This is a genomic window from Amycolatopsis sp. SID8362, assembly GCF_010550475.1.
Taxonomy (GTDB): Bacteria; Actinomycetota; Actinomycetes; order Mycobacteriales; family Pseudonocardiaceae; genus Amycolatopsis; species Amycolatopsis eburnea.
The window spans coordinates 1-11,160 of the sequence record NZ_JAAGNB010000236.1; the positions used below are offsets into that span (position 1 = coordinate 1).

General features: G+C 72.0%; 11 protein-coding genes. 9 read left to right on the forward strand and 2 right to left on the reverse strand.

Features of this window, described 5'->3' with window-relative positions; translation table 11 throughout:
* The 4 genes from G3I65_RS07895 to G3I65_RS07910 all read left to right on the forward strand — a co-directional run.
* Window positions 1–229 (forward strand): biotin/lipoyl-containing protein (locus G3I65_RS07895; protein WP_304506153.1); only part of this gene is annotated, 229 nt, incomplete at its 5' end.
* A gap of 79 nt (window positions 230–308) precedes the next feature.
* Window positions 309–2,213, forward strand: a complete 1,905-nt coding sequence (locus G3I65_RS07900; protein ID WP_239070765.1) for a multicopper oxidase family protein — start codon at window positions 309–311, stop codon at window positions 2,211–2,213.
* Window positions 2,214–2,216: 3 nt separating this feature from the next.
* Complete coding sequence (locus G3I65_RS07905) at window positions 2,217–2,693, forward strand: cupin domain-containing protein (RefSeq protein ID WP_166639799.1); 477 nt, start codon at window positions 2,217–2,219, stop codon at window positions 2,691–2,693.
* Window positions 2,694–2,716: 23 nt separating this feature from the next.
* Entirely contained in the window at window positions 2,717–3,889 is a 1,173-nt protein-coding gene (locus G3I65_RS07910) for a questin oxidase family protein (RefSeq protein WP_160695500.1), read from the forward strand.
* On the opposite strand, the gene G3I65_RS07915 is transcribed toward G3I65_RS07910, so the two are convergent.
* Window positions 3,811–4,425, reverse strand: coding sequence for a TetR/AcrR family transcriptional regulator (locus G3I65_RS07915; RefSeq protein WP_160695501.1), 615 nt, complete (start codon window positions 4,423–4,425; stop codon window positions 3,811–3,813). The genes G3I65_RS07910 and G3I65_RS07915 overlap by 79 nt on opposite strands.
* A 279-nt stretch (window positions 4,426–4,704) precedes the next feature.
* On the opposite strand from G3I65_RS07915, the gene G3I65_RS07920 reads away from it, so the two are divergent.
* The 3 genes from G3I65_RS07920 to G3I65_RS07930 all read left to right on the forward strand — a co-directional run bounded on the left by G3I65_RS07920 (window position 4,705) and on the right by G3I65_RS07930 (window position 8,314).
* Window positions 4,705–6,120 (forward strand): MFS transporter, encoded by a 1,416-nt coding sequence (locus G3I65_RS07920; RefSeq protein ID WP_160695502.1) that lies wholly within the window; start codon window positions 4,705–4,707, stop codon window positions 6,118–6,120.
* Window positions 6,121–6,160: 40 nt separating this feature from the next.
* Entirely contained in the window at window positions 6,161–6,904 is a 744-nt protein-coding gene (locus tag G3I65_RS07925) for a DUF427 domain-containing protein (protein WP_160695503.1), read from the forward strand.
* Window positions 6,905–7,045: 141 nt separating this feature from the next.
* A complete protein-coding gene (locus tag G3I65_RS07930; RefSeq protein ID WP_203612315.1) occupies window positions 7,046–8,314 on the forward strand; it encodes an MFS transporter in 1,269 nt (422 codons plus the stop codon).
* Here G3I65_RS07930 and G3I65_RS07935 read toward each other — a convergent pair.
* The gene (locus G3I65_RS07935; protein WP_160695504.1) at window positions 8,292–9,314 is read right to left on the reverse strand and encodes an aldo/keto reductase; all 1,023 of its coding nucleotides are present in this window, start codon (window positions 9,312–9,314) and stop codon (window positions 8,292–8,294) included. The genes G3I65_RS07930 and G3I65_RS07935 overlap by 23 nt on opposite strands.
* Window positions 9,315–9,421: 107 nt before the next feature.
* Here G3I65_RS07935 and G3I65_RS07940 point away from each other — a divergent pair, with 107 nt between their 5' ends.
* Window positions 9,422–9,994, forward strand: a complete 573-nt coding sequence (locus tag G3I65_RS07940) for a TetR/AcrR family transcriptional regulator (protein ID WP_160695505.1) — start codon at window positions 9,422–9,424, stop codon at window positions 9,992–9,994.
* A gap of 51 nt (window positions 9,995–10,045) precedes the next feature.
* The coding region (locus tag G3I65_RS07945; RefSeq protein ID WP_160695506.1) for an AAA family ATPase at window positions 10,046–11,160 on the forward strand (1,115 nt) is incomplete at its 3' end.

The following is an 11,160-nucleotide window of genomic DNA, read 5'->3' on the forward strand; positions in this document are numbered from 1 at the left end:
CGCGGCGGCCGGCGGCGACGCGGTGGTCGCGCCGATGCAGGGCACCATCGTCAAGGTCGCCGCCCGCGACGGCGCGAGGGCCGCCCGCGGCGACCTTCTCGTGGTCCTCGAGGCGATGAAGATGGAACAGCCGCTGACCGCGCACAAGGCGGGCACCGTCACCGGACTGTCCGGTGTGGTCGGCGAGACCGTCGCCGCCGGCGTCACGATCTGCGAGATCAAGGACTGACGCGCGCGGCACTCCAGAACCAGGGCACCGGCGGCCGGCCGGGCCGAAGTCATGACCAGGAAACGAGAAACGGGGCGCAATGGCCGACCACGATGGATATCCGAAGGCGCAGATCACCCGCCGCACACTGACCACCGGAGCGCTCTTCGGCGCGTTGTCCATCGGCACGAACATGTTCCGGGTCGCCGGGGCGAGCCCGGTGGCCGCTCCGGCGGTGCCCGCCGGTGCGGGCGCGCCGACCGGCCCGGACTGGGGGCTGACCAAGTTCCTCGACCCGCTCCGGGTCCCGCCGGTGATCCGGCCGCGGGAACGGGACCTCGAACTCCACATGAGACGCACCGAGGTGCAGCTCCACTCGCAGCTCCCGCCGACGACCGTCTGGGCGTTCGACGGCGAGTTCCCCGGGCCGACCATCGACGTCCGCAGCGGGAAGGAACTGCGGGTCGAGTGGTTCAACGACATCGAGGGGCGGATGCCGCTGGTGGCCGTGCAGGCGCCGGCTCCGGCCAACCCGACCAACACCCCGGGCTACCGCGACGCGACCGGTGCGCCGCTCGCCGGCCACACGATCATCGACGGGGTCGCCGACCTTCCCTCGTGGACGATCACGCACCTGCACGGCGCCCCCAACGACGGCGCGAGCGACGGCTGGCCGCACAACGGGGTGCTGAAGGGCTCCAGCCAGCTGACCCGGTTCCGGAACCGCCAGCCGTCGACCGCGCTCTTCTACCACGACCACTCGATGGCGATCACCCGGTACACCTTCCACACCGGGCTGACCGGCATGTACCTCATCCGCGACGACGAGGAGAAGGCGCTCCGCCTGCCCTGCGGTGACCGCGAGATCCCGTTGCTGCTCTGCGACCGCAACTTCGACACCGATCCCGCCACCGGCGGGCTGACCGGCCAGCTGCTGTTCAAGATCCCGGCTGTGCCGTACGACGGCGCGCTGGTCCCGGCCGGGTTCACCGGGCCGTTCAACACGGTGAACGGGACGATCTGGCCGCACCTGGACGTGCGGGCCCAGTGGTACCGCTTCCGGCTGCTCAACGTGAGCAACGGGCGCATCTACACGCTCAACCTCGCCGACGACGCCGGCCGGTCGCACAACGACGCGATCAGCGTGATCGGGACCGACGGCGGCCTGCTGCCGGCCCCCGCCCCGGTTCCCGCCGGCGGCCTGACCATCGCCCCCGCCGAACGGCTCGACCTGCTCGTCGACTTCAGCAAGCTGCAGGGGATGAACGTCCGGCTGACCGACGCGCGCACGGCCGCCGGCCCGACCGAGCCCGACCTCATGCAGTTCCGGGTGGCGGACAAGCCCGTGACCGACCCGTTCCGGCTGCCCGCCAAGCTTTCGCCGTCCTACGTGCGGCTGCAGCACGGCACCACCGTGCCCGAGGACCACGACCACGTCTGGGTCGGGCTGGTGATGAGCAAGAAGGGCCACCCGGAGATGTGGGAGCTCGAGGAGGTCGACTCGGATCCGGGCGGCCCGGGCGTCATCCAGCTCGTCGATCCGGGAACCGGTGCCACGCGGACCTTCCGCCGTCGCGACAGCATGTTCGACGACACGGTCGGGATCTACATCGACCACGGCCGCTGGGCCATCTGGAACTTCATCCACGTCGGACCGCTGGGCCCGGTGCACCCGATGCACGTCCACCTGGCGCGGTTCCAGGCGTTGTTCCGGCGCAACTTCACCACGACCTGGGACCTGCCGACCGAACGGACGACGAAGCCGATCTCGGGGATCACCGACGACCCGCTGGCCAAGCACGAAGAGGGCTGGAAGGACACGTTCCTCGTCAACCGCGGCCAGTGGGTCGCGGTCGCGGGCAAGTTCGAGGGCGGCACCGGCGAGTACGTCTACCACTGCCACGTCGGCGACCACGAGGACGACGGCATGATGCGGCCCTTCGTCGTCCACCCGCCCGAAGTCGCGAAGTTCCACGAACACCACGGCCACGGAATGGGGATGTGACGGATGAGCGAGCCCGAAGCTGTGAACGAAGTTTCCGTCGTCGGCCCGGCGGGCGGCGAGCTGATCGTGCTGGGCGCGGCCCGCATGCGGATCCTGGAGGACGGCGGCACGACCGCGCACCGGCTCGGGGTCGGGGAGATCACGCTCCCGCCGCACACCTCCGGCCCGCCCCAGCACCGCCACGCCGAGCACGACGAGGGCTTCTACGTCGTGTCCGGCACCGCCCGGTTCATCGTGGGGGAGACCAGCCACGACGCGCCGGCGGGCAGTTTCGTGATGGTGCCGCCCGGTGCCCCGCACACCTTCGCCAACCCCGGCGACGAACCGCTGGTGCTGCTCAACACCTTCACCCCGGACCTCTACGTGCAGTACTTCCGGGACCTGCGGGCGGTGATCGACGCCGGCCGCGAGCTGACGCCGGAGGCCACCGCGGAGGTCATGAGCCACTACGCCACCGTGCCCGCCACCGACTTCAGCTGACCGCTTCGAGAGGACGAAATCGCATGACGAAAGTGAGCTATTCGGACGCGGTCAACGACGCGCTCGAGCGCCTGGACGACCTGGGGTACGAACGCGGGATCCAGGGCGACCTGGCCAACCACGGCCCGATGGGCGCCGAGGCGCTGGCCGCGCTCGGCCACGGGGACAAGGTCGCGTCGTGGGTCGAGACCTACCGGACCGCCATGCCGCACCACGACGCGCCGTCGGCCCGCTTCGCGCTCGACGCCGCCGACGAGTCTTCGTGGCGGTCCGCGCTGGGTTCCTTCGACCGGGCGGGGGACTGGGAACAGCTGATGGCCAGGGAACTGGCGGAAGCACCGTGGCAGACGGTGCTGGCCCGGTGGTGGCCGCGGCTGCTCCCGGGGATGCTCGCGGGGTTCACCCACGGGACCATCCGGACCGCGCACGCCGTGCGGAGCCTCGCGGCCGTGCCGGAGCCGAGCCCGCTGCAGCTGACCGAGCTGGCGCGGGCACTGGGGTACTGGGCCGCGCGGTTCACGCGGCTACCCGGCAGCCCGCGCCTGGGCGGGCGGCAGGGGGTCGCCCAGGCGGTCGCCGGTCTGCCCCGGCTGCGGGGGGAGGTGCCGGTGACCCCGCCCGTCGCGGGGAAGCGGTTGCAGACGCTCGACACGATGCCCGGGTACACCGAGGGCCTGGCGCAGCTCGCGCCGGGCGACGCGCAGTGGCTGCTCAGCGAGATGACCGCGGAGTTCGCCGGGGTCTACGTGGCGCACGACGAGATCTTCGCGATTCCCATGGTGCACACCGTGACCCTGCCGGCGGCCGTCCGGCTGGTCCTGCCGTACCTCCCGGCCGAGCAGCACGCGGCGTCCGTGGCGGCGGTGTGGCAGGTGCACCTGGGCTTCCTGCTGGCGTTCACCCGGGACCGCCGCGGCGAGGCGGACATGGTCCGGGCGGCGACCGACGCCGACCTGCCGTCGTTCGACGAACTCAGCGCGCGTTCCGTCGAGCACGGCGACGAACACGTCATCAAGTTCACCGAGGCGTGCCTGCGCGAAAACCTGCTGCGTCCCGATCGCCGGTTCGCGGCGGCGGCGTTCGCCGGCCTGCAGCGGATCGAGTCGAGCCGCGAGGCTCACGCGCAGACGACCCTTTCGACGATGGCGACCATCAAGTCGGCGACCGCGTCCACCGGCAACGCCCGGCCGGTGTAGAGCTGGTCGAAGGTTTCGAAACCGCAGAGCGTCCACAGGAGGTGGGCGGCCTCGTCCACGGTGACGTCCGGCCGCAGCTGGTCCTGCTCGGCCAGGCGCCGGGCGTGCCAGGCCATGCCCGCCGAGCGGGAGTCGGCCATCCGCTGCACCGCTCCGCCGACGGCGTCGGGGTCGAGCTGGGCCATCGAGTAGAGGACCCGGAGCACCTCGCGGTGTTCGGCGAAGATGGGCACGGACGCGCGGATGGACGCGGAAAGTCCTTTGCGGGCATCGGTTTCGACCGTCACGTCCGCGGCGCGGTCGAACCCGCCGCGGCCGCGCAGGTCGTCGCCCAGCGCGTCGAAGAGTCCCGCCCGCGAGCCGAACACCAGGTACACCGTGGAGCGGGAAACCCCCGCCATCTTCGCGACCTGCTCGATGCTCACCGGTTCGGTCGGAGCCTGGCACAGCCGTTCGTACACCGCGGCGAGGATGCGCCTTCGGGTTTCCTCGGCGGCGTCGGCCCGCAGCCGCTGCTCGTACTTCCGGGTGCTCATGGCCCCGATCCTAGCTTCGGCTTGACACCGCGCCCGGCGGAAGACAGACTGTCCGATGAAAGACACACTGTCCGATGAAATTCAGGGCCGCGGCTGAAGGGCTGCCGGGCGTCGACTCCGCCACGAACCACCCGTTCTCGGCTCCAAGGACGAGTGGCCGTGGATACGCGGGCCCCAGGTCTGCCGCCCGGGCCGGGCCACCGCCGGCCCTCCCTTCAGCCGCGCCCGTTCCCCGGCGCCCGCCGCCGGTTCGCCACTCACCAGGTTTGGAGCTTCGGCATGCCACCACCCAACTTCACGCCGGTCGATCGCACGCGCTGGCTCGCGGTGATCGCCATCGGCCTCTCGATCTACATGGCCACGCTGGACATGACGATCGTCGCGACCGCGCTGCCGACGATCGGGCACGACCTGAACAGCACCGCGACCGGGACGCAGTGGCTCCTGGTCGCCTACAACCTGCCGATGATCGGCTTGATGATCCCGCTGGGCCGGTGGGTCGACGTCGTCGGCAAGCGCTCGTCGCTGCTGCTGGCCATCGTCGGGTTCGCCGTCGCCAGCACCGCCTGCGGGTTCGCGCCGAACCTGGGCGTGCTCATCGCGCTGCGGGTCGTCCAGGGCACGTTCGCGGCGTTGATCGCGGTGCTCGTGCTCGCCGCCGCCGCGCTGGTGATCGCGCCGAAGGACCGCGGCAAGGCGATGGGCCTGATCGGGGTGATCGGCCCGCTCGGCTCGGTGAGCGGGCCCGTCTTCGGCAGCCTCATCGTCAGCCAGCTGACCTGGCCGTGGCTGTTCTTCGTCAACGTGCCGATCAGCGCGATCGCGTTCGCGCTCGTCGCGGCGACGGTGAAGGACGCGGGGAAGCTGCGCGCTCCCGCGCCGGCGTGGCTGGGTGCCGCGGCGGTCGTCGCCGGGGCGTTCACCCTGCTGCTGCTGGGAATCGACAACCTGACGTCCGGCTCGACCGTCGTCGGCGTCGTCATGCTCGTGGGCGCCGTGGTGCTCGGCGCGTTCTGGTCCCGCACTTCGGACGCCGCCAACGTCACCGGGGTGCTGCGCCTGCCACCACTGTTGTCTTTGGACTCGTCCTTGTTGCTGGTGACGATGACCGGCGGCTCGATGTTCTTCCTGATGCCCTACATCCTCGAACAGCACATGGGGCGCACGGCGGGCGAAGTCGGCTCGATCATGTTCGCCATGCCGCTGGCGATGGGCATCGTGTCCTTCATCGGCGGCCAGCTGGCGGACAAGTTCGGCGACTGGCGCGCCGGGCTGGTCGGCGCGTGCCTCGCCGTCCTGGGCGTCGCCCTGCTCTTCACGCAAGGCGAGCAGTGGACCACGGCGGGCACGATGTGGCGGCTGGCGATCGTGGGCGCCGGGATGGGCCTGTTCGTGGCGCCGAACCAGAGCGCCACGATGAAGTTCGCGCCGCGGGAACGGATGGGCACCGCCAGTTCGCTGGCCGGGCTGGCGCGCAACCTCGGCTTCACGTTCGGCCCGGCGGTCGGGGCCGTGGTGGTCGGTGCGGGCCGGAGCGTGAACGCGCTGCTGGTCGTCCCGCTGGTGGCGTCGGCGGGCGCGGCGCTCATCGCCGTCGTCACCGCGGTCCAGATCCGCAGGCTGAACCGGGAACCGGCCGGCCCCGCCACCGCCGTGGTCCCGCAGCAGCCCGAGCCCGTCGGGAACCCGGAGTGACCCGGGCCGACAACCAGCCGACACAGAGGAGGACCCCTCGATGACGTCCAGCGCCACGACCGCCGCACGGCCGGTCCGGGCCGAGCCGAGCCCCAAGCGGGTCCGGGTCTACCTCGGCGGCGAAGTGGTGGCCGACACCCTGCGGCCGCTGCTGGTCTGGGAGTCACGCGGCTACCCGGTGTACTACATCCCGGCGGCCGACGTGGACGACAGCCTGCTGATCCCCGACCAGGACACGGATCGCTCCGAGCTCCTCGGCGACGCCGAGAAGCTCACGGTGAAGGCCGGCTCGGCACTGGCACCGGGCGCGGCCCGGCACTACGTGGCGAGCCCGGTCGACGCCCTGCGCGATCACATCCGCTTCGACTGGAACGCGATGGACGCGTGGTTCGAGGAGGACGAGGAGATCTTCGTCCACCCCCGCGACCCACACGCCCGGATCGACGTGCTGCCCAGCTCCCGGCACGTGCGCTTCGAGCTCGACGGGATCACGATCGCGGAATCGCGCAGCCCCCGGCTCCTCTTCGAAACCGGCCTGCCGACCCGCCACTACGTGTCCAAACTGGACGTCCGCACGGACCTGCTGGTACCGAGCGACAAGGTGACCCAGTGCCCGTACAAGGGCATCGCCCAGTACTGGTCCGTCCGCACCGGCGACCGGCTCCACGAAGACGTCGCGTGGACCTACCGGACAACGCCGCCGGAGAGCCAGAAGATCGCCGGCCTGCTGGCGTTCTGGAAGACCGACACCTACGTCGACGGTGTGCTGCAGAAGTCGTTCTGACCCACCCCTCCGCCCGGCTTGCGCTTTTGGCGCAAGCCGGGCGTTTTTCTTTTTGCCGGGTGGCCGTCGCGTACGCCGAGCCCTCGAATTAAGTCACGTCGACCGATTCGCCGGTCACCGTCTCGCCCATACGGTCGGCGCATGTTCGAAACCGCCAACAGGAAGCTGCCGACCGGGTTCGGACGGCTGTGGACTGCGCAGACGATCTCCTCGCTCGGTGACGGGGTGACCCATGCCGCGCTGCCGCTGCTCGCGTTGATGGTGACGCGGGAGCCGATGGCGCTCGCGGTCGTCACGGCCGCGGGGACGCTGCCGTGGCTGCTCTTCGGTGTGCTCGGTGGTGCGCTGGTGGACCGTTGGGACCGGCGGCGCACGATGTGGGGCGCGGACGCGGCACGGGCGGTGCTGCTCGCGATTCCCGCGGCGGCGGCCGTCCTCGACGTGCTGTCCATACCCCTGCTCGCGGCCGTCGCGTTCCTGCTCGGCCTCGGTGGGCTCTTCTTCGACACGGCCGCCACGGCCTACCTGCCGGATTTGCTCCGCCGCGACCCCGCGCTCCTGGAACGGGCCAACTCCCGCCTGCGTGGCACCCAGACCGCCATGTCCGGGTTCGCCGGGCCGCCCGCGGGCAGTGCGCTGCTCGCGCTCGGGCGGGCGGTTCCGCTGCTCGCCGACGCGGTGTCGTTCATGCTCTCCGCGCTGCTCGTGCGTACGTTGCCCGCGACGCCCCGGCCCGTGCCGGAGGTCCGCGAGTCGCTGCTCCGGCAGGCGCGGGCCGGTGCCTCGTACGTCTTCCGTGACCGGGTGCTGCTCGGGCTCGCGCTGCGCCCGGCGGTCGGGAACGTCGCCTTCCTCGCCGTGGAGACCGTCCTCGCGCTCTTCGCGCACGACCGCCTCGGCATCGGCACCTACGGCTTCGGCCTGCTCCTCGCGGCGGAGGCGACCGGCGGCCTGGTCGGCGCGGGCATCGCTTCGTACCTCGGACGGCGACTCGGCACCGGCACGGCGTTGACCTGCACGGCCGCCGTCGAGGGGCTGGCCATCCTGGGCTTGGCGGCCGCTCCGAACCCGTACGTGGCCGGGTTGGCGCTGGCGGTCTGCGGAGCCGGCATGGGCGCCACGATGGTGCTCGGTCCGTCCCTCCGGCAGACGATCGTGCCGGCGCACCTCATGGGCCGGGTCGCGTCCACCTCGCGGATGCTGGCGATGTGCGCCGCACCGGTCGGGGCCTTCCTCGGTGGCTGGCTGGCCACCGGCTACGACATCCGCACCCCGGTCTACGTCGCCGCGGTTCTCCTCCTGACGATGACGGTGGTTACGGCGTCGATGACCAGCAACCGCCGGGTCGAGGCGGCATTGCGGGCCGCGCGGCCCGCTCAGGAAGCGGCTACGCCGCGGCGCGTTCGGTGAGCGGGCGGCGGCGCAGGCGCGGGTCGTGCACGGCCGGCGGCTGGTAGTTCTGGTCGAGCGTGCCGACATTGGTGCCAGGCGGCACGATCTCGTCGATGCGGTCGAGGACGTCGTCGGTGAGCCGGACGTCGATGCCCGCCAGCAGGTCGTCGAGCTGGGGCATGGTTCGCGGGCCGAGCAATGCGCTCGTGACGCCGGGGTGGGCGATGACGAAGGCCATCGCGAGGTGGGTCATCGGCAGGCCGGCTTCGGCGGCCAGCGGCACGAGCTGCTCGACGACGTCGAGCCGGCGTTCGTCGCTGAGGTGCTTGAGCAGGTGGGCCCGGCGCAGGTCGTTCCGCCCGCCCTTGCGGACGCGCCCGGTGAGCAGGCCCTGGCCGAGCGGGCCCCAGATCAGCGTGCCCATGCCGAAGCGCTGGGCCAGCGGCAGCACTTCGCGTTCGACGCCGCGGTTGAGGAGGGAGTAGGCCGCCTGCTCGGTGCGGAACCGCGCCAGGCCGCGGCGTTCCGCGACCCACTGGGCCTCGACGAGGTCGGACGCGAGGCTCTGGGACGTCCCGATCGCGCGGACCTTGCCGGCGCGGAGCAGGTCGGTCAGCGCGGAAAGCGTTTCCTCGACGTCCGTCGTGGGATCGGTGCGGTGCAGCTGGTAGAGGTCGATGTGGTCGACCCGCAGGCGCCGCAGCGAGTTCTCGACGGCCGTGACGATCCAGCGCCGGGACGCGCCTTGGTGGTGCGGGGCGTCGCCGACCTGGCGGCCGAACTTGGTGGCGAGCACGACGTCGTCGCGTCGGCCGCGCAAGGCCTTGCCCACGACCTCTTCGGAGTCGCCGTAGGCGTCGGCGGTGTCGATGAAGTTGATCCCCGCGTCCAGTGCCTTGTGGATCATGCGGGCGGAGTCGTCCGGGTCGGGGTTGCCGAACGACGTCGCGAACATCATCGCGCCGAGCGCGTACGGGCTGACGTTGATCCCGGTCCGGCCGAGGGTGCGGTAGTGCATGGGTTCTCTCCCGCCGAGGTGCCGGCCGGCGTACGCTGGCCGTAAGTGGAAAGCTATTCCGGAACTATACGGAAAGGCTTTCCGGTTAGGCAACCGAGAGGGGCGAAGTGACCCAGGAGACCCGGCGGCGGCGCGCCGACGCCCAGCGCAACGTCGAGGCCCTCGTCGAGGCGGCGCGGGCGGTTTTCGACACCTCCGGCGTGGACGCCCCGGCCAAGGAGATCACCGACCTCGCCGGAGTCGGCGTCGGCACGCTGTACCGGCACTTCCCGCAGCGCTCGGACCTGGTCAAGGCCGTCGTGCGGACCGGGATCGACGCCGTCGCCGACGCCGGCCCCGAGCTGAGCGCGGCCCACCCGCCGGCGCGGGCGCTGTCGCTCTGGATCGACCGGTTCGTCGACCTCCTCGAGACCAAGCGCGGGCTCGCTTCGGCCCTGCACTCGGGCGATCCGGCGTTCGAAGGCCTGCCCGGCTACTTCATGGAGCGGCTGGGGCCCACGCTCACGGCCCTGCTCGACGCGGCGGCCGCCGACGGCGCGATCCGCGGCGGTGTCCTCGGCGCGGAAGACCTCCTGTACGCGATCGCGTTGCTGTGCCGGCCCGTACCCGGCCGCGAGCAGGGGCACGGCAGGCAGCTGGTCGGCGTCCTCGTCGACGGCCTCCGCTACGGCGCCGGCTGAAGGGCGGCCGGCTCGACGGCCGCCATCGGCCGGCTGGTTAGCCTGTCCGCCATGCTGCATGGGAGACAGGCCGAGCTGGCGTCGGTCACCCGTCTGCTCGACGCCGCGCGGGACGGGGGGAGTGGCGCCCTGGTCGTTCGCGGCGAGCCCGGCATCGGCAAGACGGCGCTGCTGGACGAGGTCACCTCCCGCTGTGACCTGCCGGTGCTGCGCGGTCTGGGCATCGAGTCGGAGGCCGAGCTCTCCTTCAGCAGCCTGCACCTGCTGTTCCACCCGGTACTGGCCGAGCACCTGCCCCAGCTCCCGGCACCCCAGCGCCAGGCCATCGAAGGCGCGTTCGGCCTGGCCTCCGGTCCGCCGGCCGACCGCATGCTGGTGGGTCTGGCCGTCCTGACCCTCCTGTCGAGCGTCGCCGAACGGGCCCCGGTGCTCTGCGTCATCGACGACGCGCAGTGGCTGGACCGGTCATCGGCCGAGGCGCTGCTGTTCGCCGCGCGCCGGCTCGGGGCCGAAGGCGTGGTCATGGTGTTCGGCGTCCGCACCGGCGACGTGCCGTTCCCCGCGCCCGGCCTGCCCGACCTGCACCTGGGCGGGTTGCCTGCCGAAGCGGCCGCCGCCGTGGTGGACGAGCACGAACACGACCTGGAGCCCGAGGTGCGGCGGCGGGTGCTGGCCGAGGCGGGTGGTAACCCGCTCGCGCTGATCGAACTCCCAGCGGCCCTGCGCACCGAACCGGTGACGGACGTGCTGCCGCTCACCAGCCGCCTGCAGCTGGCCTTCCACGCGCAGGCGCTTCGGCTGTCCGCATCGACGCGGGCGTTGCTGCTGGTCGCCGCGGCCGACGACACCGGCGACCTGGCCGTCGTGCTCCAGGCCGCGGGGAACCTCGGCGCGGGCGTCGAGCACCTGGCCCCGGCCGAACGGGCGGGGTTGGTCCACGTCGCAGGGCAGCACCTCAGTTTCCGCCACCCCTTGGTGCGTGCCGCCGTCTACCAGGGCGCTTCGCTCGACCAGCGGCTGCGGGCGCACCGGGCGCTGGCCGACGCCGAGACGGAGCCCGATCGGCGTGCTTGGCACCGGGCCTCGGCGGCCACCGGCCCCGACGCTCGCATCAGTGCCGAGCTGGCCCGTACGGCCGAACTCGCCGCGACGCGCAAGGGCTACGC